The organism is Herbaspirillum camelliae, from assembly GCF_001929405.1.
Classification (GTDB): Bacteria; Pseudomonadota; Gammaproteobacteria; order Burkholderiales; family Burkholderiaceae_D; genus Herbaspirillum; species Herbaspirillum seropedicae.
On record NZ_KV880769.1, the window covers coordinates 190059 to 210214 of the forward strand.

Below are 20156 nucleotides of genomic sequence, written 5' to 3' on the forward strand. Positions count from 1 at the left end.
TCAGACAGGTTAGCGGATTTGACGCGATTCTGCAACCGTCAGGGACGGTCAGGCCAGCAAGGGGCGCGGGAATGGCACGGTATAAGCGATGCGCGAAGGGACGACAGGCGCGGGTGGGAAGGTAGACAGGCAGGCCGGATCCGACCTGCCCTGCTGCATCAGCAGCGCTGTCATCAGTCCGTGGTCGAACTGCCCGCTTCGGTGGCGGGCGCCTGGGTGGCGCGTTCGAAGATAGGCGCCACCAGCAGGCCGACTTCGTAGAGCAGCACCAGCGGCACGGCCAGCATCAGCTGGCTCATCACATCGGGCGGCGTGACCACGGCGGCGATGATGAAGGCGCCGACGATCACATAGGGACGGATCTGCTTGAGCTTGGCCAGCGGGACCAGGCCCATGCGCACCAGCACGATCACGATCACCGGCACCTCGAAGGTCACGCCGAAGGCAACGAACATGGTCAGCACGAAATCGACGTAGCTGTCGATGTCCGGGGCCACCGACACCGACTTGGGGGCGAAGTTGTTGATGAAGGGGAAGACCACGCCAAAGACGAAGAAGTAGCAGAACGCCACCCCGGCCACGAACAAGACCGACGAGGAAATCACCAGCGGTGCGATCAGGCGCTTTTCGTGCGTGTAGAGACCCGGCGCGACGAAGGCCCAGAGCTGGTAGAGCACCCAGGGCAGCGAGACCAGCACCGCCACCAGCATGGTGACCTTGATGGGGATGAGGAAGGGCGTGATCACGCCGGTGGCGATCATCTTGCTGCCGGCGGGCAGCGCGTGGATCATCGGCGCGGCCAGCACATCGAAGATGTGGGCCGCAAAGGGCATCAGGCACAGGAACACCACCAGCACCACCGCAGTCGCCTTGACGATGCGGCTGCGCAACTCGATCAGGTGTGAGATGAAGGTGTCTTCGGCCTGGGTGTTTTCTTCAGCCATGGAATTGGAGCATTCTGATGAAGTGGGACGCGCTGCGCCAGATTAGAAGAACTAGAAGAAACCAGCCGACTTGCCCGCGCCCACCGGTCGACGGTACTTGGCCACCCGGGCCGAGGCCGAAATCACACGGGTCTTGTGGCCGCTCTGGTGCTTGTACCAGGCGGGCACACCGGTGGTGCGCGAGAGCTTCTTGCGGCGGAAGGCCTTGGCCTTGATGGCCAGCAGCGAGGGATCGGGTTGACGGGTCCAGTTGCCGGTGGCGGCGCTGTCCGAGCCGGAAGCATCATCGCCGCCGTTCCAGGCGTCATTGAGCGAGGCTTCGGTCTCGGCCATGCTCTTGTGGATGCTGCCGCTGACCTCGCTGGCGGCTGACTCCACGTCCTGGCGCATCTTGCGCAGCTCGTCGAGTTCCATCTCGCGGCTGACCTCCGACTTGACGTCGTTGATGTAGCGCTGGGCGCGGCCGAACAGGGTGCCGGCCATGCGCGCCACCTTAGGCAGGCGCTCCGGGCCGATCACGACCAGCGCGACCACGCCAATCAAGGCCAGCTTGGTAAGGCCGATATCAATCATGGGCTTGTGTGGACTTTAAGGACAAGGGCAGCAGAGCTGCCCGGGAGGCTGGACGTCCGCACCAGGCGCGGACAGCAAAACGGTGCAGCCCGGCGCAATATCGCACCGGGCGCTGCCTGATCAGGTGCCGGACTTGTCTTTTTCCTTGGCCTGCACGTCAATGGCGGCCGCGTCCTTCTTCTCTTCCTCTGCGCCCTTGACGCCATCCTTGAAGCCCTTGACTGCCTTGCCCAGGTCGGAACCCATGTTGCCGAGCTTCTTGGTGCCGAAGACCAGCATCACGATCACCAGGACAATCAGCCAATGCCAAATACTGAACGAACCCATTCTCTTCTCCTAAGCGGACATCCCTGCCCTGTGTACAAGTGTGAAACAGGCCAGCCCCCGGGCTGGCGAATCCTTATTGTTGCACGAACCGTACCCGCCACGGATGCGGGCCGCCGATGACATGCATGTGCAGATGGTACACCTCTTGGCCGCCATCCGGTCCGGTGTTGATGATGGTCTTGAAACCGCCGCTGGGCTTGCCCTCGCCGTCCAGGCCGTAGCCGCAGCCCTGCTCGGCGGCCAGGCGCGGCGCCAGGGCCAGCATCTTGCCCAGCACGGCGGCATGCTGCTCACCACAATCGGCCAGGGTCGCCACATGCTGGCGCGGCACGATCAGGAAGTGCACTGGCGCGGCCGGGTTGATGTCGTGGAAGGCGATCAGGTCCTCGTCCTCGTAGATCTTCTTCGAGGGGATCTGGCCTGCAGCGATCTTACAGAAAATGCAATTATCCAAAGCCGTACTCCTGGGGAAACAAGGGGGAATTGGGAGGGCCGGTGGCCGATCAGTCCTTGCGGGCAGCCTTTTCTTCCAGGCCGGAGAGGCCTTCGCGGCGGGCCAGCTCGTTGAGCACATCCTGCGGACTCAAGTCGAACTGCGCCAGCAGCACCATGGAATGGAACCACAGGTCGGCGCATTCATAGAGCACCTTGGACTTGTCGCCCGAGACGCGGGCATCCTTGGCGGCCATGACGGTTTCGGTGGCTTCCTCGCCGATCTTCTTGAGGATCGCGTCGTCGCCCTTGGAGAACAGCTTGGCGACGTAGGATTTCTCGGGATTGCCGCCGTTGGCCAGCTTGCGCGACTCGATGACCTCGGCCAGTCGCTTCAGGGTTTCACTCATGATGGGGTCTTGTCGCTGTCCACGGGCTTGGGGATGCTCTTGCGCACGCGCTTGGGCTTGGCTTCCGGCGCGGCCGCAGTCGCTGCAGGACCGCCGCCGGCACCGGGTTGCAGGTCCTTCAGGACCGGCTCGACGGTGACCCACTCGCCACTGTCGGCGCTGCCTTCGAATTTCTGGAAGAAGCAGGAATGACGTCCGGTATGGCAGGCAATGCCGGCCACCTGCTCGACCTTGAGCAGCACCACGTCTTCATCGCAATCCAGGCGGATCTCATGGACCTTCTGGAAGTGGCCGGACTCTTCGCCCTTGTGCCACAGCTTCTTGCGCGAGCGGCTCCAGTAGACGGCCTGACCGATCTCCACGGTGCGCGCCAGCGCCTCGCGATTCATCCAGGCGAACATCAATACGTCATTGGAGCCGACTTCCTGGGCGATCACCGGCACCAGGCCGACTTCGTCCCATTTGACCTTGTTGAGCCATTTGGCGCTGATGCTCATGCCAGCCTCATGGAAATGTTCTGGTCGGCCATGAAGCGCTTGGCTTCCTGCACGGTGTGCTGGCCATAGTGGAAGATGCTGGCGGCCAGCACCGCATCGGCCTTGCCCTTGGTGATCCCGTCGGCCAGATCCTGCAGGCCGCCCACGCCACCGGAGGCGATCACGGGGATGCTGACCGCTTCCGAGACCGCGCGGGTCAGGTCGAGGTCGAAACCGCTCTTGGTGCCGTCGCGGTCCATGCTGGTCAAGAGGATCTCGCCCGCGCCCAGTTGCGCCATCTTGCGCGCCCATTCGACCGCGTCCAGGCCAGTGGCCTTGCGACCACCGTGGGTGTAGACCTCCCACTTGCCGTCACCGGCGCGCTTGGCGTCGATGGCCACTACGATACATTGGGAGCCGTACTTGTTGGCGGCATCAGCTACCAGTTGCGGGTTGGTCACGGCCGAGGTATTGATGCCGACCTTGTCAGCGCCGGCATTGAGCAGGCGGCGCACATCTTCCACCGCGCGCACGCCGCCACCCACGGTCAGGGGGATGAAGACCTGCGAGGCCACGGCTTCGATGATGTCCAGGATCAGGTCGCGGCCATCGGAGGAAGCGGTGATGTCGAGGAAGGTCAGCTCATCAGCGCCCTGCTCGTCATAGCGACGCGCGATCTCGACCGGATCGCCGGCATCGCGCAGCTCCAGGAAGTTGACGCCCTTGACCACGCGACCAGCGGTCACGTCCAGGCAAGGGATGATGCGTTTTGCAAGGGCCATGTTATTTGCTGCCGGAGAGGCGGTTGGCTTCCAGTTCGCGCGTGAGTTCATCGGCGCGATCCTGGCCGCTGCGCAGGTCCAGCGTGCCTTCGTAGATGGAACGACCGCAGATGACGGCTTCGATGCCTTCATCCTCGACCCGGCACAGCGCCTCGACGTCGCCCACGTTGTGGACGCCGCCCGAAGCGATGATGGGGATGGTCACCGCCTGCGCCAGGCGCACGGTGGCTTCGATGTTGACGCCGCCCATCATGCCGTCGCGGCCGATGTCGGTGTAGACGATGGCTTCGCAGCCATAGCCTTCGAACTTCTGCGCCAGGTCCACCACTTCGTGGCCGGACAGCTTGCTCCAGCCATCGGTGGCGACCTTGCCGTCCTTGGCGTCCAGGCCGACGATGATCTGGCCGGGGAAGGCGCTGCAGGCGTCATGCAGGAAACCGGGGTTCTTCACCGCAGCGGTGCCGATGATGATGTAGGACAGGCCGTCGTCCAGGTAGCGTTCGATGGTATCGAGATCGCGGATGCCGCCGCCCAGTTGCACCGGGATTTCCTCGACTTCGTTTTCTTCGGCGAAGCTGGCCACCGCCTTGAGGATGGCCTTGACCGCCGCCTCGTTCTTGGGCTTGCCGGCAAAGGCGCCGTTCAGGTCCACCAGGTGCAGGCGGCGCGCGCCCTGCTTGAGCCAGTGCAGGGCCATTTCCGCCGGATCTTCGGAGAAAACGGTGGCTTGGTCCATATCACCTTGTTTGAGGCGTACGCAATGACCGTCTTTCAGGTCGATGGCGGGTATGAGCAGCATGGCTAGGGGATGACTAGTCAGTAAAAAAAGAAGGGTTGTCGAAGCTCAGCAGGGTGATTCTTGCCGTAAAGACAAAAATCAAGGTTTCCAGTGTACGAAATTCCGATACAGCTGCAAACCCGCCGAGGCACTTTTTTCCGGGTGGAACTGGGTTGCAAAGATATTATCGCGGGCCACCGCGCAGGCGAAGTCGCGGCCATACGGGGTCTGCCCGACCACGTGGGCGGTCTCGGCCGGCACGGCATAGTAGCTGTGGACAAAATAGAAGAAGGCGTTGTCGGCAATGCCTTCCCACAGCGGATGGCGGATGGTCTGGTGAACATGGTTCCAGCCCATCTGCGGCACCTTGAACAGGGAGCCATCGTCCTGGCGCATGCCTTCCAGGTCGAAGCGCACCACCTTGCCGGGCAGCAGGCCCAGGCCGGGGGTGTCGCCTTCCTCACTCCAGTCGAACAGCATCTGCTCGCCCACGCATACGCCGAACAGCGGCTTGGTACGCGATGCTTCGATGACGGCGTCCTGCACGCCCGACTCGCGCAGGCTGCGCATGCAATCGGGCATGGCGCCCTGGCCAGGCAGGACCACGCGGTCGGCGGCGCGGATATCGGCGACCTCGCCGGAGATGCGCACATCGGCTTCAGGCGCGACATGGCGCAGCGCCTGCGCCACCGAGCGCAGGTTGCCCATGCCGTAATCGACTACAACAATTTTATTCATGGCGACATTGAACGGCGCTCGCGCGCCGGAAAACCAGATGATTTAGCAATACCCTGCGTTTTTACAGGCTGCCCTTGGTCGACGGAATCGTACCAGCAGCGCGCGGATCAAGTTCGACGGCCATGCGCAGCGCGCGGCCGAAGGCCTTGAATACGGTCTCGGCCTGGTGGTGGGCGTTCACGCCCCGCAGGTTGTCCACATGCAGGGTCACCTGCGCGTGGTTGACGAAACCGTGGAAGAACTCGCTGGTCAGGTCCACGTCGAAGGAACCGATCATGGAGCGGGTAAAGGGGATGTGGTATTCCAGGCCGGGACGGCCGGAGAAGTCGATGACCACGCGCGAGAGGGCTTCATCCAGCGGCACGTAGGCGTGGCCGTAGCGGCGGATGCCCTTCTTGTCGCCGATGGCCTTGGCAAAGGCCATGCCCAGGGTGATACCCACGTCTTCCACCGTATGGTGGGCGTCGATGTGGAGGTCGCCCTTGGCGTGGATATCCAGGTCGATCAGGCCATGGCGGGCGATCTGGTCCAGCATGTGGTCCAGGAAGGGGACGCCGGTATCGAGCTTCTGCTGGCCGGTGCCATCCAGGTTGATCGCAACGCGGATTTGCGTCTCGTTGGTGTTGCGGACGACTTCCGCGGTTCTCGGTGTAGACATGGTCAGGGTAAGACGGAGTTCTATCGTTATGTAATGCGTTGTGCTGGCCTGGGCCTGGCCCTTGCTGGCCGCTCTACAGTTCGCGCAGCGCCGCCTTCAGGGCCGCCAGGAACGTGGCGTTTTCTTCATCCGAGCTGACGGTAATGCGCAAACAGTTTTGGAGCAATACGTGCATTCTACCGGCATTTTTCACAAGTACCCTGTGCGCCAGCAAGCTGGCGCAGACTTTATCGGCATCCGGGACGCGGATCAGCAGGAAATTGGCCGCCGAGGGAAACACCTGCACCCCGTCCAGCGCCGCCAGTTCGGCCGCCAGGGCGCTGCGCGCCTCGCGCAATCGTGCGGCCTGGGCCTGCAGTACATCCAGATGCTCCAGCACGAACAGCGCAGCGGCTTCGGTGAGCACATTGACGTTGTAGGGCGGTCGCACCTTGTCCAATTCGCGCAACAGCGCCGGCGCCGCTGACAGGTAACCCAGGCGGATGCCCGCCAGTCCCAGCTTGGAGACGGTGCGCATGAGCACCAGGTTGTTGTGCTGCGGCAATGCCGGCATCAGGGTGGAGGCGGCAAAGGGCTGGTAGGCCTCATCGACGACCACCAGCCCGTACGGTGCGGCGGCTTCGACGATGCGCAGCACATCGGCCATCTCATAGAGCGTGCCGGTAGGATTGTTGGGGTATCCCAGCCAGGTGATGACGGGCTTGTGCGTCTCCATGGCCGCCAGCATGGCCGGCAGGTCCAGGCTCAGGTCAGCGCGCAGCGGCACGCCCACGTACTCCAGCCCGGCCATCTTGGCCGAGACGCCATACATCACGAAGCCCGGCTCCGGCGCCAGGATGGTCCGGCCCGGCTGGGCGCAGGCCACCGACAGCAGGGTAATCAATTCATCCGAGCCATTGCCCAGCAGGACATCGTAGCCCGCCGGCACACCCAGGCGCTCGCAGATGGCGGCCTTCAGGGCAGTGTACGCAGGCACCGGGTAACGGTTGAGCTCCAGCGCGGCCAGGCGTTGCGCCAGTTGCTCGCGCAGTTCGGCGGGCAGCAGGTAGGGATTTTCCATCGCGTCGAGCTTGACCATGCCCTCGGCCGACGGCACGTGATAGGACTGCCAGCCGCGCACCACCGGGCGGATGACATTGGCGACCAACTGGTCGATGGACGCAGATTCAGGCTTGGGTACGGAGGGCTTCATCGTCTTGGTGGGCTGGCGCGAGGGCGTCGAGGCGCTGGCGGATCAGTTCGCAATAATCGGGATTGAGTTCAAAACCAGTGAAATGCCGTCCACAGCGCCGCGCCGCCACCGCCGTGGTGCCGCTGCCCATGAAGGGATCGAGCACCACGCCGCCCGGCGGACAGGAGGCCTTGACCATGCGTTCCACCACTTCCAGCGGCTTCTGCGTGGGATGGTCGGCACGCTCCTTGTGTTCGCGGTGCAGGCGCGAGACGCTCCACACATCCTTGGGGTTGTAGCCCATCTCCAGCCACTTCGCGCCCACGAAGATGGAGCGCGAGCGCGCCTTCTTGGTCTGGGCGTCGTAGGGGATGCGGATGGCATCGAGGTCGAAAAAATAATCCTTGGCCCGCGCAAAGAATCCGATGGTGTCATGCACCGACGAATAACGCCGGGTACTGCCGCCCATCGAGGGCACGCGGCGGTCCCAGATGATCTCGTTGATCATGGTCATGCGCTGCTTGAGCATCACGAAGATCTCCGGCGAATTGCGCCAGGTCAGGAAGATGTAGAGGCTGCCATTGGGCTTGAGCTTGGGCAGCGCGGCATCGACCCATTGCTCGGTCCAGGCTAGGTAGGCAGCGGTATCGAGCTTGTCGGAATCGTTGCCATAGTCCTTGCCCAGTCCATAGGGCGGATCGGCGATCATCAGATCGACGCTGCCATCGGGGATGCGCGCCAGGCCGGCCACGGCGGAAAGCGCATCTTCGCAAAATACGCGGTCCAGCCAGCCGGCGCCTGCGAGGGAGTCGGTGGCGGACCTCATCATCTTACTTCTTCAGCCGCAATTCGGCCGAGCGGGCGTGCGCCTGCAAGCCTTCGCCATAGGCCAGTTCAGCAGCGATCTTGCCCAACGTCTGCGCGCCCTCTTCCGATACGCGGATCACGCTGGAACGCTTCTGGAAGTCATACACGCCCAGCGGCGAGGAGAAGCGTGCAGTGCGCGAGGTCGGCAGCACGTGATTGGGACCGGCGCAATAATCCCCCAGCGATTCGGACGAGAAACGGCCCAGGAACATCGCGCCCGCGTGACGGATCTGGTCGGCCCACTGCTGCGGCTCCTGCGCGGAAATCTCCAGATGCTCGGCGGCGATCATGTTGGCGATCTCGCAGGCTTCGGCCATGTCGCGCACCTTGACCAGCGCGCCACGGTCGGTCAGCGAGGTGCGGATCACGTCCTTGCGCGGCATGTCGTCCAGCAGGCGGTTGATCGACGCCTCGACCTTGGCGATGTAGTCCGCATCCGGGCACAGCAGGATGGATTGCGCCAGCTCGTCGTGTTCGGCTTGCGAGAACAGGTCCATGGCGATCCAGTCGGGATCGGTGGCGCCATCGCAGATCACCAGGATCTCCGAAGGACCGGCGATCATGTCGATGCCGACCACGCCGAACACGCGGCGCTTGGCCGCAGCCACATAGGCATTGCCGGGGCCGACGATCTTGTCCACCTGCGGGATGGTCGCGGTGCCATAGGCCAATGCGCCCACAGCTTGCGCACCACCGATGGTGAAGACGCGGTCCACCCCTGCAATGGCGGCGGCGGCCAGCACCAGTTCATTCTTCACGCCATCGGGCGTGGGCACGACCATGATGACTTCCTGCACGCCAGCCACCTTGGCCGGAATCGCATTCATCAGCACCGACGACGGATAGGCCGCCTTGCCGCCAGGCACGTAGATGCCCACGCGGTCCAGCGGCGTGACCTTCTGGCCCAGCTCGGTGCCATCGGCTTCGCGGTAGAGGAAGCCATCGGAGCCGCATTCCTTCTTCTGGCGCTCGTGATAGGCGCGCACGCGGTCGGCAGCCGTCTGCAGCGCATGACGACGCGCCTCGGGCAGGCCGGCCAGCGCGGCTTGCAGCGCGTCCTTGCCGATCTCCAGCGCCGCCACGGAAGCGGCCTGCAGGCGGTCGAAGCGCTGCGTGTATTCCAGCACGGCGGCGTCGCCGCGCGCCTTCACATCGGCCAGGATGGTGGCTGCGGCGCGGTCGATGGCCTCGTCTTCGCTGGCTTCGAAGGCCAGCACGGCCGAGAGCTGCTCACGGAAGCCAGCGGCGGCGGAATCGAGTTTTCGGATGGCAATGCTCATGGTCTCACCTGCTCTGCGAGGAAATCTGGGGTCGTGGTCATCGATTACTTGGCCTTGGAGGCTTTTTCGAAGGCCTCCAGGATCGGTTGCAGGCGCTCGCGCTTCAACTTCAGCGCGGCCTGGTTCACCACCAGGCGTGAGGAGATATCAATGATGTGCTCGACTTCCACCAGCTTGTTGGCGCGCAAGGTGCCGCCGGTGCTGACCAGGTCGACGATGGCGTCGGACAGGCCCACCAGCGGTCCCAGCTCCATGGAGCCATACAGCTTGATCAGGTCCACGTGGACACCCTTGGCGGCGAAGTGCTCGCGGGCGGTGTTGACATACTTGGTCACCACGCGCAGGCGCGCACCCTGGCGCACCGCATTGGCGTAGTCGAAACCTTCCTGCACCGCCACCGACAGGCGGCACTTGGCGATGTTCAGGTCGATGGGCTGGTACAGGCCTTCGCCGCCGTGCTCCATCAGCACGTCCTTGCCGGCCACGCCGAAATCGGCCGCGCCATATTGCACATAGGTCGGTACGTCCGAGGCGCGCACGATGATCACGCGCACGTCGGGATCATTGGTGGGCAGGATCAGCTTGCGCGAGGACTCCGGGTCTTCGGACACGGTGATGCCGGCCGCCTTGAGCAAGGGCAGGGTTTCTTCGAAGATGCGGCCCTTGGACAGCGCCAGCGTCAGTTGTTGGGTCATGATGTTGTGCTTTTTCTCGAATCCGTAAACTTACTTGATACGCTGGATATCAGCGCCGATGGCCGACAGCTTGGCTTCCATGCGGTCATAGCCACGGTCAAGGTGGTAGATGCGTTCCACCACCGTCTCGCCCTGGGCCGCCAGGCCGGCGATCACCAGCGAGGCCGAGGCGCGCAGGTCGGTCGCCATGACCGGTGCGCCGATGAATTTTTCCACACCTGTGACGATGGCGGTATTGCCCTCCACGTCAATGGCCGCGCCCAGGCGGTTGAGCTCCTGGACGTGCATGAATCGGTTCTCGAAGATGGTCTCGGTGACGTGGCTGGTGCCTTCGGCGAGGCAGTTCAGCGCCATGAACTGCGCCTGCATGTCGGTGGGGAAGCCAGGATACTCGGTGGTGCGGAAGCTCACTGCCTTGGGACGACGCGCCATCTGGATGCGGATCCAGTCCTCGCCGGAAGTGAGGATGGCGCCGGCGTCGCGCAGCTTGTCCAGCGCCGCATCGAGCAGGCCGGCGCGGGTGCGCCGCAAGGTCACGTCGCCGCCGGTAGCGGCCACTGCGCACAGGAAGGTGCCGGTTTCGATGCGGTCGGCGATGACTTCGTGCGAGGCGCCATGCAGTTGCTCGACGCCCTGGATGACCAGGCGATCAGTACCGATGCCTTCGATCTTCGCGCCCATCTTGACCAGCAGGTTGGCCAGGTCGCCCACCTCGGGTTCGCGCGCGGCGTTTTCCAGCACGGTCTCGCCGTCAGCCAGGACGGCGGCCATCAGCAGGTTCTCGGTGCCGGTGACGGTGATCATGTCGGTGACGATGCGCGCCCCCTTGAGGCGCTTGGCCTTGGCGTAGATATAGCCGCCTTCGATATGAATCTCAGCGCCCATGGCCTGCAAGCCCTTGATGTGCTGGTCCACCGGACGCGAACCGATGGCGCAGCCACCTGGCAGCGATACCTTGGCCTGGCCGAAGCGGGCCAGCAGCGGGCCCAGCACCAGGATCGAGGCACGCATGGTCTTGACCAGTTCGTACGGCGCTTCCGGGCGGGTGATGTCGTTGCCATTGAGCACCATCTGGTCGCCCTTTTCCTGCACGCGCAGGCCCATCTGCTTCATCAGCCCGGTGATGGTGACCACGTCCTGCAGGTGCGGCACGTTGGAGAGCACCAGGTCATCGGCCGTCAGCAGCGCCGCGCACAGGATGGGCAGGGCGGCGTTCTTGGCGCCGGAAATCGTGACATCGCCGGAGAGGCGCTTGCCGCCACGGATCAAAAGCTTGTCCATCGTCTTGCCTTATTTCTGGAATTCTTCGGGGGTCAGGGTCTTCATCGACAGCGCGTGGATTTCTTCGCGCATGCGGTCGCCCAGGGCGGCGTAGACCAGCTGGTGACGCTGGATCAGGCGCTTGCCGGCGAAAGCTTCGGCGACGATGACAGCGGTGAAGTGCTGGCCATCGCCCTCCACTTCCAGGTGCTGGCAGTCGAGGCCGGCGGCGATATAGCTTTTGACGAGTTCAGGAGTGGGTAGCATGTTGAGGCTCTTCACGGGAATGGGGGAGATGGCGGGGCGCAGCGTGTTCAATGCGAACCTGCGCGCAGCTTGTAGCCGCTCTTGAGCATGCGCACGGCCAGGGTGGACAGCGCCACGAAGAACACGGCGACGATGCCGAGGCTGGTCATGGGAGCAATGTCGGACTGGCCGAAGAAGCCGTAGCGAAAACCGTCGATCATATAAAAAAACGGGTTGAAATGCGATACCGCCTGCCAGAACGGCGGCAGCGAGTGTATCGAATAGAACACGCCGGCCAGGAAGGTCAGGGGTACGATCAGGAAATTCTGGAAGGCCGCCAACTGGTCGAACTTCTCGGCCCAGATCCCTGCGATGAGGCCCATGGTCCCCAGGATGGCCGCGCCCAAGAGCGCGAATACCAGGATCCACAGCGGCGCCACGAAGTCCAGATGGCCGAACCACACGGTCACCACGAAGACCCCGGCCCCGACCATCAGGCCGCGCACCACGGCGGCCAGCACGTAGCCGCCGAAGAGCTCCCAGTGCGACAGCGGGGTCAGCAGCACGAACACCAGGTTGCCGGTGATCTTGGACTGGATCAGCGAAGAAGAACTGTTGGCGAAGGCGTTCTGCAACACGCTCATCATCACCAGGCCCGGCACCAGGAAGCCGGTGTAGTTCACGCCAGGATAGACCTGCACACGGTCCTGCAGCACGTGGCCGAAGATCAACAGATACAGCAGGGCCGTGACGATGGGCGCGGTGATGGTCTGGGTGGCGACCTTCCAGAAACGCAGGATTTCCTTGTAGAACAGGGTACGGAAACCGATCATTTTTCATCTCCCATGATCTGGATGAAGACGTCTTCCAGATCGGCCTGCTGCAATTGCAGATCATCGATCTCGGCGCCGGCTGCGCGCAGTGCGGCCAGGATGGGTTCGACTTCCTGATAGTCGTTCACGCGCAGCGTATATTTGTTGCCCGACAACAGTTCTTCGGGATGCGTGACCAGAGACTTCAATCCCTCCGGCAGGCTGCCGCGCTTCAGGCGCAGCACCATCTGCGAGCCCGAGATACGGCGGATCAAGGCATCGGTCGAATCCAGCGCCACTACCTTGCCGAACTTGAGCATGGCAATGCGGTTGCACAGCGCCTGGGCTTCTTCCAGGTAGTGCGTGGTCAGCACGATGGTGTGGCCTTCGCGGTTGAGGCGACCGATGAACTGCCACAGGGTCTGGCGCAGCTCTACGTCCACCCCGGCGGTCGGTTCATCCAGCACGATCACGGGCGGTTTGTGCACCAGCGCCTGGGCCACCAGCACGCGCCGCTTCATGCCGCCGGAGAGCGCGCGCATATTGGTGTCGGCCTTGTTGGTGAGGTCCAGGTTTTCCATGACCTCGTCGATCCACTTGTCGTTGCTGCTGAGGCCAAAATAGCCGGACTGCATCCGCAGCGTCTCGCGCACAGTGAAGAAGGGATCGAAGACCAGTTCCTGCGGCACCACGCCCAGCTTCATGCGGGCGGCGCGATAGTCACTGACCACGTCGTGGCCGTGGATGGTGACCGAGCCGGAATCGGCGCGGTTCAGGCCGGCGATGATGGAGATCAGCGTGGTCTTGCCAGCCCCATTAGGGCCGAGCAGACCGAAGAATTCACCTTCCTCGATCGCCAGCGAAACGCCGCCCAGCGCTTGCAGCGACTGGTAGCGTTTCTTGATGTCATTGATTTGCAGAGCGGCCATTGCCTCGCCCGTTCGATTCGTTAATTGCGTCTGTTGCCAGAAGGAAATAAGGAAACAGCAAGCCCTGCGGGTCCACTGTCCACCTCGCCCTGGCCGCGCCGCCCTCCTCCTGCCTGGGAGATGGATCGTCACGCAGCCGTGTTGTGGTTGGTGCTATCGGGATAGCGATCGGTTTTGCCCGGCGACCGGGGCGCTGCATCCAGCGGATGGGAATCCGCTACACCACGCAGCGTGGGCGCCTGCAAAAACCTTCGATTATAGGGGAATTCGATTTTCCGGGCCGTGCGGCCCAGGGACGCGACCTGATCAGTGATGTCGGTCGGTGGCGGAAGTGGGAGCGGCGACGCCTTGCAGCAAGGCGGTCACGCCGTAGAGGTCGGCCAGGCTTTGCAGATTGGCCGGCAGCGCACCGAAGTCCAGCGCCGCACCGCGTTCGACAGCGGCGCGACGCCAGGCCAGCAGCGTAGCCACGGCCGAGGAATCCACGGTAGCGACCGCGCTGACGTCGATGCCGGTCTGGCCCGCGGCGATGGCCGCCAGGCCCTCGCGCAGGACGGTACTGGCATTGGTGAAAGTCAGCGAGGCGCCGGGCTTGAACATGGTGCGCTTTCCAGTGGGTCAGGTCAGGTTACTTCTTGCCATTGCCGCGAGCGGCCAACTGCTTGTTCTTGTCCGACAGCGCCTTGATCAGGCCGTCGATACCGCCCTTGTTGATCTCGTTGGAGAAGGTGCCCTTGTAGGCTTCCACCAGCCAGGCGCCCAGGACGTTGACGTCGTAGAGCTTCCAGCCATCACCCTTCTTTTCCAGACGATAGCTCAGCTGGATGGGCTCGCCGCCACGATCCGAGATCACCTGGGAATTGACTTCCACTTCGGTGTCGCCAGGCGCTGCGCGCAGGGGCTTGAAGACGATCTTCTGGTCACGCACCTGGGACAGCGCGCCCGAGTAGGTGAACACCAGCAGGCTGCGGAACTCGTTGACCAGCTGCGCCTGCTGATCCGGAGTCGCCTGGCGCCAGTAGCGGCCGGCGGCCAGTTGGGTCATGCGCTGGAAGTCAACGTAGGGCAGGATTTTCTCTTCCACCAGCTGCATGATGCGATTGTTGTTGCCGGACTGGATGTCCTTGTCGTTCTTGGCGGTATCCAGCACTTCAGAACTGATGCGCTTGACCAGCGCATCAGGAGCTTCCTGGGCCGAAGCGGCGCCGGTGAAGGCCAGAGCGTGAACGGCGAAGGCAGCGATTGCGAAAAGTTTATTGAGCATCTTCATAAGTCTTGTTCCATTCGAGTCAGCAGGAGAGGCCGGACCTTCGCGCCCGGGAGCGCAGACGAGACACGGCCATCTCTTCGAAGTGCGCCGGGGGCGGGGGTTCCCGCCCGGTCACAGATGGGCACAGGTGTTACAGATTGTGCAAATCAGGTTCTTTTCAAGACCGCCATGGCTGCAGAGGCAGCATGTCGGTCTTGCTTGCCAGCATCCGGCGATCAGGGCTGGATGGCGTTTTCCGGCCTGTCCTTGCCGCTACCGCCGGCGCCGTTGATCTGGCTCTGGCGGCGTTGCAGGTAGGCGTCACGCACGAAGTCGTACTTGTCCAGCGCAGCATCTTCCAGCAGGGTCGACGCATCCAGCAACTGGGCGCGGCGGTCGACGATGCGAACCACGGTGCCCACATTGCGCCAGCGGGTCGGACGCTTGTAGGTCCACAAGTCGCCGTAGAGGTCCACCGGCAAGCCGGCAGTGTCACGCACCGTAGAGGGGCCAAAGAACGGCAGCACCACATAGGGACCGGAACCCACGCCCCACTTGCCCAGGGTCTGGCCGAAATCGGACTTCTCACGCGGCAGACGCGCTTCGGTCGCCACGTCCAGCACGCCACCCAGGCCGAAGGTGGTGTTGATGGCCACGCGCATGAAGGTCGAGACGCCCTGCTCGATACGGCCCTGCAGCAGCTGGTTCACCGACGACCACAGGTCGCCGATGTTGCCGAAGAAGTTGCCCACGCCACGCTGGACCGGATTCGGGACCACCGCGTCATAGGCCTGCGCAGCCGGCTTCAAGGCCACCTTGTCGACCGTGTCGTTGAAGCTGAACATGGTGCGGTTGAAGCCTTCCAGCGGATCGTTGGGATTGTTGCTGGTGCTGGCGCAGCCGGTCATGACCGCAGCCGCCAGGGCGATGGCGCCCAGACGGCTGGCGTAGGCAGCGTTGATGGTTTTATTGTTCATTTGGAATCATCCTTTCCCTCTGCCGCTTTGCTATAGAGGAACTGACCGATCAGGTTCTCCAGCACGATAGCGGATTGCGTCATCTTAATCGTATCGCCCGACGCCAGGTTAGCAGTGTCGCCACCCGGCTCGATGCCGATGTATTGTTCTCCCAACAGACCCGAGGTGAGGATCTTGGCCGAGCTGTCCTTGGGGAATTTGTAGCTCTCGTCCATGTTCAGCGACACCACGGCGCGGAAGGTCTGGTCATCGAAGCGGATCGAATCCACCCGCCCCACCACCACGCCGGCGCTCTTGACGGCCGCACGCGACTTCAGGCCACCGATATTGTCGAAGCTGGCCTTGATGGTATAGGTCTTCTGGCCGAAGGACATCGAACTCATGTTGCCGGCCTTGAGCGCCAGGAACACTAGCGCCGCCACGCCCAGCAGGACGAAGATTCCAACCCAGGCATCCAGTGATTTACGTTGCATAGTTCAACCCTCTTTATTCATTGTCGCACCCAAGCCCGGGCGCACTACATTCTTTTGCCGCGATCAGCTGAACATCAGCGCGGTCAGCAGGAAGTCCAGGCCCAGCACCAGCAGCGAAGCGATCACCACGGTCCGGGTGGTGGCGCGCGCCACACCCTCGGGCGTCGGCTTGGCCTCATAGCCCTGGAACAGCGCCACGAAGGTCACCGCCACGCCGAACACGACGCTCTTCAGGACGCCATTGGCGATGTCGTTCCAGACATCCACCCCGCCCTGCATCTGCGACCAGAACGCGCCTTCATCCACGCCGATCAGCAGCACGCCGACCACATAGCCGCCGATCACGCCCACGGCGCTGAAGATGGCCGCCAGCACCGGCATGGCGATCACGCCCGCCCAGAAGCGCGGCGCCACCACGCGTTGCAGCGGGTTCACGGCCATCATTTCCATGGCCGACAATTGCTCGCCCGCCTTCATCAGGCCGATCTCGGCGGTCAGCGAGGTGCCGGCGCGACCGGCGAAGAGCAGCGCCGTCACCACCGGACCCAGCTCGCGCGTCAGCGACAGCGCCACCAGCAGGCCCAGCGCCTGTTCGGAACCGTATTTATTGAGAGTGTAATAGCCCTGCAAGCCCAGCACGAAGCCCACGAAGAGGCCCGACACGGCGATGATCACCAGCGAATAGTTGCCGATGAAATGGATCTGGTCGGTGATCAGGCGCGGACGGCGCAGCAGACCCAGCGAGGAACCCAGCATGCTGGCGAACATGCGCCCGGCAAAGCCCACGCCCACCGCGAATTCGCGGATGCTGCGGCCCAGGCCGCTGACGAGACCGGCGATCATGCGCCACCTCCCAGGCCCAGGTCCTCGGCCAGCGATTTGCCGGGATAGTGGAACGGCACCGGACCATCGGCCTCGGCATGCACGAACTGCCTGACGTAGGGGTCGGGGGAAGAACGCAGTTCTTCGGGCGTGCCCTGCGCCACGATCTTGCCGGCCGACAGGAAATAGACATGGTCGGCGATGGCGAAGGATTCGTTCACATCGTGCGAGACCAGGATCGAGGTCGAACCCAGCGCGTCGTTGAGACGGCGGATCAGGTTGGCGGTCACGCCCATGGAGATGGGATCGAGGCCGGCGAAAGGTTCGTCATACATGATCAGCGCCGGGTCCAGCGCGATCGCACGCGCCAGCGCCACGCGGCGCGCCATGCCGCCGGAGATCTCGGCCGGCTTGAGCGAAGCGGCATTGCGCAGGCCCACGGCGTTGAGCTTCATGAGCACCAGGTCGCGGATGAGCGTCTCGTCCAGATCGGTATGCTCGCGCAGCGGGAAGGCCACGTTGTCGAACACCGTCATGTCGGTGAACAAGGCGCCGTTCTGGAACAGCATGCCCATCTTGCGGCGCAGCAGGAACAGTTGTTTGGTGGCCAGGTCGGGGACGTTTTCGCCATCCACTTCCACCTTGCCCTGCTGCGGACGCAACTGGCCGCCGATCAGGCGCAGGATGGTGGTCTTGCCCGAACCGGAACCGCCCATCACCGCCACCACCTTTCCGCGCGGGAAATCCATATGGAGGCCGGACAGGATAGGCCGGTCGCCATAGCGGAAATGCAGATCGCGGATTTCTACGATATTAGGCAAGGGGATTCTGTGTGTTCTTTGGAAAAGCGACATTGTAGAGCAAATTTTACAAATCGCTTTCAAGAAGGCAATACAGCCTGTAAATGGCAAGCTGTAGAAAGCCTTGATTTTCACAAATTAACGACCGGTTCGCCGAAGATGTTCTCTATTTCCGGCAACCAACTAAATGACGATTCAGTCAGTAAAATATTGCCTGTGGAAGAAAATTTTCGTTCCGTAGCGTGTACACAACGGAATAGTTTCAAATAGGAAATTTTCCCGACACAAGGAGAATAAATGGGCAAACATTTGCAACAGCTCATCTGCTGCAATGCAAACCGAAAACCCTAACAAGACCATAAGCATAGGGTTGGGGCCTGCGGCTTGCTACAATGGCGGTTTTGCTTTCGGAAGAATCTGTCATGAGCCTCAAATGCGGCATCGTGGGTCTGCCCAACGTTGGTAAGTCCACTCTTTTCAACGCGCTGACCAAGGCTGGCATCGCCGCCGAGAACTATCCGTTCTGCACTATCGAGCCCAACGTGGGCATCGTGGAAGTGCCGGATCCGCGCCTGAAGGCGCTGGCGGAGATCGTCAAGCCCGAGCGCATCCTGCCGGCCACCGTCGAATTCGTGGATATCGCCGGCCTGGTGGCGGGCGCCTCCAAGGGTGAAGGCCTGGGCAACCAGTTCCTGTCGCACATCCGCGAGACCGACGCCATCGTCAACGTGGTGCGCTGCTTCGAAGACCCCAACGTGATCCACGTGGCCGGTCGCGTCAGCCCCCTGGACGACATCGCCGTGATCCAGACCGAGCTGGCGCTGGCCGACATGGGCACGGTTGAAAAGGCCATCCACCGCGAGCAGAAGAAGGCCCGCTCCGGCGACAAGGACGCCGCCAAGCTGGTGGCCCTGCTGGAACGCATCATGCCGGCGCTGGACGAAGCCAAGCCGGTGCGCGCACTGGGCCTGGATGCCGAAGAGATGCTGCTGATCAAGCCGCTGTGCCTGATCACCGCCAAGCCGGCGATGTACGTGGCCAACGTCTCCGACAGCGGCTTCACCGACAACCCGCTGCTGGACCAGCTGACCGCCTACGCCCAGGAACAGAACGCCCCCATCGTGGCCATCTGCGCCGCCATCGAAGCCGAGATCGCCGACCTGGACGATGCCGACAAGGCCGATTTCCTGGCCGACATGGGCATGGAAGAGCCGGGCCTGGATCGTCTGATCCGTGCGGCATTCAAGCTGCTGGGCCTGCAGACCTACTTCACCGCTGGCGTCAAGGAAGTGCGCGCCTGGACCGTGCCGGTGGGCGCGACCGGCCCGCAAGCGGCCGGCGTGATCCACACCGACTTCGAACGCGGTTTCATCCGTGCGCAGACCATTGCCTTTGAGGATTTCATTGCCTTCAAGGGTGAGACTGGGGCCAAGGAAGCGGGCAAGATGCGGGCCGAAGGCAAGGAGTATGTGGTCAAGGATGGGGATGTGATGAATTTCTTGTTTAACGTCTGATTCGAGCAAGCCATTTCAGGCGGTTGCATCTGCTTGCAGACGCATCACTGAAAACGACGCAAAGCCCCGTGGATACGGGGCTTTTGCATTTCAGGTCGTTGCATGGAATAACACTTGATAGCACTGCGCAAGTGAGCCATGAACTCTTGATGCGCCTGCTTGCCGAGGTTGCGGGTGTCAACCAGAAAAAGAATGCGTTTGGCCCCACCAAACTTCAGCAGACGATAGACCGATGTGATTGCGGTAAAAGTTTTGCCTGCACCCGTGGCCATGTGCACAAGTGCACGCGGCTTGTTCTGCGCCAGTGACTTTTCCAGACCAGTCACGGCCGTGATCTGGCAACCGCGTAGATCGAGCTCAGGCAACGCCGGCATTTGCTCAGCCAAACGGCGGCGCAAACTTGCTGGCTGGGCCAGCCATGAGGCCAGCGTTTCAGGCTTGAAGAAGTGGAAGATCTCGCGTGATCGCGGCGCAGGGTCGGCATTGTCAGTAAAGCGAACGATCTGGCCTGTGGCTTCGAACAGGAAGCGCAGCGGGCTGTCGTCCTTGCGCCACTTGAGGTTGGCGGTGGCGTAACGCTCGGTTTGGCTTTCTGTCGCAGTGAGGTTCTCGCCTGCAGTATCCTTCTTGGCTTCGATGACGCCCACGGGACTGCGGTTGACGAACAGCACGTAATCCGCAGGTCCTGTATCAGTGGGATATTCACGCACGACCACACCCGCGGCTGCACCGAGGTTGAGCTGCCTCATGTCTTGAATGACCCAGCCCGCTTGCTCCAGCTTCTGATCGATGTGTTGACGCGCTTTAGTTTCCGGTGTCATGCGTACCTCCCTGCCAAGCATGCGGGTCTATCGCCCACTTTCTATCGCCACTGGTCGATAGAAGTCTTTGATTCGAGCGACTGTTGCCAGCATATCGCCCATCCGCTATCGCCCATCTATCG

The 20156-nt window shown here is 62.7% G+C and carries 25 protein-coding genes and 1 pseudogene; 1 reads left to right on the forward strand and 25 read right to left on the reverse strand.

Translation table 11 applies throughout. The features are described from left to right. Positions 1-173: 173 nt before the first annotated feature. The 24 genes and pseudogenes from tatC to BGK68_RS00950 all read right to left on the reverse strand — a co-directional run bounded on the left by tatC (position 174) and on the right by BGK68_RS00950 (position 17720). Positions 174-944: a twin-arginine translocase subunit TatC gene (gene tatC / locus BGK68_RS00835; RefSeq protein WP_075255509.1), complete on the reverse strand. Its 771-nt coding sequence runs from the start codon at positions 942-944 to the stop codon at positions 174-176. A 51-nt stretch (positions 945-995) separates the two neighbouring features. Further along, the gene (gene tatB, locus BGK68_RS00840; RefSeq protein WP_075255510.1) at positions 996-1517 is read right to left on the reverse strand and encodes a Sec-independent protein translocase protein TatB; all 522 of its coding nucleotides are present in this window, start codon (positions 1515-1517) and stop codon (positions 996-998) included. A 120-nt stretch (positions 1518-1637) separates the two neighbouring features. Further along, the gene (tatA, locus tag BGK68_RS00845) at positions 1638-1844 is read right to left on the reverse strand and encodes a Sec-independent protein translocase subunit TatA (RefSeq protein ID WP_075255511.1); all 207 of its coding nucleotides are present in this window, start codon (positions 1842-1844) and stop codon (positions 1638-1640) included. A 73-nt stretch (positions 1845-1917) separates the two neighbouring features. Beyond that, entirely contained in the window at positions 1918-2298 is a 381-nt protein-coding gene (locus tag BGK68_RS00850; RefSeq protein WP_075255512.1) for a histidine triad nucleotide-binding protein, read from the reverse strand. Positions 2299-2347: 49 nt separating this feature from the next. Continuing rightward, on the reverse strand, positions 2348-2686 hold the full coding sequence (locus BGK68_RS00855; RefSeq protein ID WP_069374928.1) for a phosphoribosyl-ATP diphosphatase: 339 nt from the start codon (positions 2684-2686) through the stop codon (positions 2348-2350). 113 nt (positions 2687-2799) lie between these two features. Then, positions 2800-3183, reverse strand: a pseudogene (gene hisI / locus BGK68_RS00860) (phosphoribosyl-AMP cyclohydrolase); the annotation flags it as partial. Continuing rightward, positions 3180-3944 carry an imidazole glycerol phosphate synthase subunit HisF gene (gene hisF / locus BGK68_RS00865; RefSeq protein WP_008332445.1) on the reverse strand — a complete coding sequence of 255 codons (765 nt, stop codon included), beginning with the start codon at positions 3942-3944 and terminating at the stop codon, positions 3180-3182. The pseudogene hisI and the gene hisF, both read right to left, overlap by 4 nt. 1 nt (position 3945) lies before the next feature. Further along, positions 3946-4743 (reverse strand): 1-(5-phosphoribosyl)-5-[(5-phosphoribosylamino)methylideneamino]imidazole-4-carboxamide isomerase, encoded by a 798-nt coding sequence (gene hisA, locus BGK68_RS00870; protein ID WP_013235993.1) that lies wholly within the window; start codon positions 4741-4743, stop codon positions 3946-3948. 78 nt (positions 4744-4821) lie between these two features. Further along, positions 4822-5460, reverse strand: a complete 639-nt coding sequence (gene hisH, locus BGK68_RS00875) for an imidazole glycerol phosphate synthase subunit HisH (protein WP_075255514.1) — start codon at positions 5458-5460, stop codon at positions 4822-4824. 61 nt (positions 5461-5521) lie between these two features. Continuing rightward, entirely contained in the window at positions 5522-6118 is a 597-nt protein-coding gene (gene hisB, locus BGK68_RS00880; protein WP_013235995.1) for an imidazoleglycerol-phosphate dehydratase HisB, read from the reverse strand. 73 nt (positions 6119-6191) lie between these two features. Next, on the reverse strand, positions 6192-7310 hold the full coding sequence (gene hisC, locus BGK68_RS00885; RefSeq protein ID WP_075255515.1) for a histidinol-phosphate transaminase: 1119 nt from the start codon (positions 7308-7310) through the stop codon (positions 6192-6194). Further along, positions 7285-8118, reverse strand: coding sequence for a DNA-methyltransferase (locus tag BGK68_RS00890; RefSeq protein WP_075255516.1), 834 nt, complete (start codon positions 8116-8118; stop codon positions 7285-7287). The genes hisC and BGK68_RS00890 overlap by 26 nt, the downstream gene beginning before the upstream one ends. A 1-nt stretch (position 8119) precedes the next feature. Further along, a complete protein-coding gene (hisD, locus tag BGK68_RS00895) occupies positions 8120-9436 on the reverse strand; it encodes a histidinol dehydrogenase (protein WP_075255517.1) in 1317 nt (438 codons plus the stop codon). 44 nt (positions 9437-9480) lie between these two features. Then, positions 9481-10131: an ATP phosphoribosyltransferase gene (gene hisG, locus BGK68_RS00900; protein ID WP_075255518.1), complete on the reverse strand. Its 651-nt coding sequence runs from the start codon at positions 10129-10131 to the stop codon at positions 9481-9483. A gap of 30 nt (positions 10132-10161) precedes the next feature. After that, a complete protein-coding gene (murA, locus tag BGK68_RS00905) occupies positions 10162-11412 on the reverse strand; it encodes a UDP-N-acetylglucosamine 1-carboxyvinyltransferase (protein WP_075255519.1) in 1251 nt (416 codons plus the stop codon). A gap of 9 nt (positions 11413-11421) precedes the next feature. Next, entirely contained in the window at positions 11422-11658 is a 237-nt protein-coding gene (locus BGK68_RS00910) for a BolA family protein (RefSeq protein ID WP_017453768.1), read from the reverse strand. A 47-nt stretch (positions 11659-11705) separates the two neighbouring features. Next, positions 11706-12470: an ABC transporter permease gene (locus BGK68_RS00915; RefSeq protein ID WP_075255520.1), complete on the reverse strand. Its 765-nt coding sequence runs from the start codon at positions 12468-12470 to the stop codon at positions 11706-11708. After that, on the reverse strand, positions 12467-13378 hold the full coding sequence (locus BGK68_RS00920) for an ABC transporter ATP-binding protein (RefSeq protein WP_075255521.1): 912 nt from the start codon (positions 13376-13378) through the stop codon (positions 12467-12469). Before BGK68_RS00920 ends, BGK68_RS00915 begins: the two co-directional genes overlap by 4 nt. A gap of 306 nt (positions 13379-13684) precedes the next feature. Further along, on the reverse strand, positions 13685-13978 hold the full coding sequence (locus tag BGK68_RS00925) for an STAS domain-containing protein (RefSeq protein ID WP_075255522.1): 294 nt from the start codon (positions 13976-13978) through the stop codon (positions 13685-13687). A 28-nt stretch (positions 13979-14006) separates the two neighbouring features. Next, positions 14007-14648, reverse strand: a complete 642-nt coding sequence (locus tag BGK68_RS00930) for an MlaC/ttg2D family ABC transporter substrate-binding protein (RefSeq protein WP_075255523.1) — start codon at positions 14646-14648, stop codon at positions 14007-14009. Positions 14649-14863: 215 nt separating this feature from the next. After that, complete coding sequence (locus BGK68_RS00935) at positions 14864-15604, reverse strand: MlaA family lipoprotein (protein ID WP_075255524.1); 741 nt, start codon at positions 15602-15604, stop codon at positions 14864-14866. After that, positions 15601-16077, reverse strand: coding sequence for an outer membrane lipid asymmetry maintenance protein MlaD (mlaD, locus tag BGK68_RS00940; protein ID WP_013236006.1), 477 nt, complete (start codon positions 16075-16077; stop codon positions 15601-15603). Before mlaD ends, BGK68_RS00935 begins: the two co-directional genes overlap by 4 nt. A 63-nt stretch (positions 16078-16140) precedes the next feature. Then, the gene (mlaE, locus tag BGK68_RS00945; RefSeq protein ID WP_075255525.1) at positions 16141-16920 is read right to left on the reverse strand and encodes a lipid asymmetry maintenance ABC transporter permease subunit MlaE; all 780 of its coding nucleotides are present in this window, start codon (positions 16918-16920) and stop codon (positions 16141-16143) included. Then, positions 16917-17720, reverse strand: coding sequence for an ABC transporter ATP-binding protein (locus BGK68_RS00950; RefSeq protein WP_198937149.1), 804 nt, complete (start codon positions 17718-17720; stop codon positions 16917-16919). Before BGK68_RS00950 ends, mlaE begins: the two co-directional genes overlap by 4 nt. Before the next feature lie 401 nt (positions 17721-18121). On the opposite strand from BGK68_RS00950, the gene ychF reads away from it, so the two are divergent. Continuing rightward, a complete protein-coding gene (gene ychF / locus BGK68_RS00955; protein ID WP_008332485.1) occupies positions 18122-19213 on the forward strand; it encodes a redox-regulated ATPase YchF in 1092 nt (363 codons plus the stop codon). A gap of 44 nt (positions 19214-19257) precedes the next feature. Here the strand turns inward: ychF and BGK68_RS00960 are convergent, their stop codons facing one another. Continuing rightward, complete coding sequence (locus BGK68_RS00960; RefSeq protein ID WP_198937150.1) at positions 19258-20034, reverse strand: DEAD/DEAH box helicase family protein; 777 nt, start codon at positions 20032-20034, stop codon at positions 19258-19260. Positions 20035-20156 lie beyond the last annotated feature (122 nt).

Excerpts from the sequence above, each read along its gene's own strand:
- tatC (WP_075255509.1), bottom strand. The coding sequence starts at position 944 with ATGGCTGAAGAAAACACCCAGGCCGAAGACACCTTCATCTCACACCTG.
- tatB (WP_075255510.1), bottom strand. The coding sequence starts at position 1,517 with ATGATTGATATCGGCCTTACCAAGCTGGCCTTGATTGGCGTGGTCGCG.
- tatA (WP_075255511.1), bottom strand. The coding sequence starts at position 1,844 with ATGGGTTCGTTCAGTATTTGGCATTGGCTGATTGTCCTGGTGATCGTG.
- BGK68_RS00855 (WP_069374928.1), bottom strand. The coding sequence starts at position 2,686 with ATGAGTGAAACCCTGAAGCGACTGGCCGAGGTCATCGAGTCGCGCAAG.
- hisF (WP_008332445.1), bottom strand. The coding sequence starts at position 3,944 with ATGGCCCTTGCAAAACGCATCATCCCTTGCCTGGACGTGACCGCTGGT.
- hisA (WP_013235993.1), bottom strand. The coding sequence starts at position 4,743 with ATGCTGCTCATACCCGCCATCGACCTGAAAGACGGTCATTGCGTACGC.
- hisH (WP_075255514.1), bottom strand. The coding sequence starts at position 5,460 with ATGAATAAAATTGTTGTAGTCGATTACGGCATGGGCAACCTGCGCTCG.
- hisB (WP_013235995.1), bottom strand. The coding sequence starts at position 6,118 with ATGTCTACACCGAGAACCGCGGAAGTCGTCCGCAACACCAACGAGACG.
- hisC (WP_075255515.1), bottom strand. The coding sequence starts at position 7,310 with ATGAAGCCCTCCGTACCCAAGCCTGAATCTGCGTCCATCGACCAGTTG.
- BGK68_RS00890 (WP_075255516.1), bottom strand. The coding sequence starts at position 8,118 with ATGATGAGGTCCGCCACCGACTCCCTCGCAGGCGCCGGCTGGCTGGAC.
- hisD (WP_075255517.1), bottom strand. The coding sequence starts at position 9,436 with ATGAGCATTGCCATCCGAAAACTCGATTCCGCCGCCGCTGGCTTCCGT.
- hisG (WP_075255518.1), bottom strand. The coding sequence starts at position 10,131 with ATGACCCAACAACTGACGCTGGCGCTGTCCAAGGGCCGCATCTTCGAA.
- murA (WP_075255519.1), bottom strand. The coding sequence starts at position 11,412 with ATGGACAAGCTTTTGATCCGTGGCGGCAAGCGCCTCTCCGGCGATGTC.
- BGK68_RS00910 (WP_017453768.1), bottom strand. The coding sequence starts at position 11,658 with ATGCTACCCACTCCTGAACTCGTCAAAAGCTATATCGCCGCCGGCCTC.
- BGK68_RS00915 (WP_075255520.1), bottom strand. The coding sequence starts at position 12,470 with ATGATCGGTTTCCGTACCCTGTTCTACAAGGAAATCCTGCGTTTCTGG.
- BGK68_RS00920 (WP_075255521.1), bottom strand. The coding sequence starts at position 13,378 with ATGGCCGCTCTGCAAATCAATGACATCAAGAAACGCTACCAGTCGCTG.
- BGK68_RS00925 (WP_075255522.1), bottom strand. The coding sequence starts at position 13,978 with ATGTTCAAGCCCGGCGCCTCGCTGACTTTCACCAATGCCAGTACCGTC.
- BGK68_RS00930 (WP_075255523.1), bottom strand. The coding sequence starts at position 14,648 with ATGAAGATGCTCAATAAACTTTTCGCAATCGCTGCCTTCGCCGTTCAC.
- BGK68_RS00935 (WP_075255524.1), bottom strand. The coding sequence starts at position 15,604 with ATGAACAATAAAACCATCAACGCTGCCTACGCCAGCCGTCTGGGCGCC.
- mlaD (WP_013236006.1), bottom strand. The coding sequence starts at position 16,077 with ATGCAACGTAAATCACTGGATGCCTGGGTTGGAATCTTCGTCCTGCTG.
- mlaE (WP_075255525.1), bottom strand. The coding sequence starts at position 16,920 with ATGATCGCCGGTCTCGTCAGCGGCCTGGGCCGCAGCATCCGCGAATTC.
- ychF (WP_008332485.1), top strand. The coding sequence starts at position 18,122 with ATGAGCCTCAAATGCGGCATCGTGGGTCTGCCCAACGTTGGTAAGTCC.
- BGK68_RS00960 (WP_198937150.1), bottom strand. The coding sequence starts at position 20,034 with ATGACACCGGAAACTAAAGCGCGTCAACACATCGATCAGAAGCTGGAG.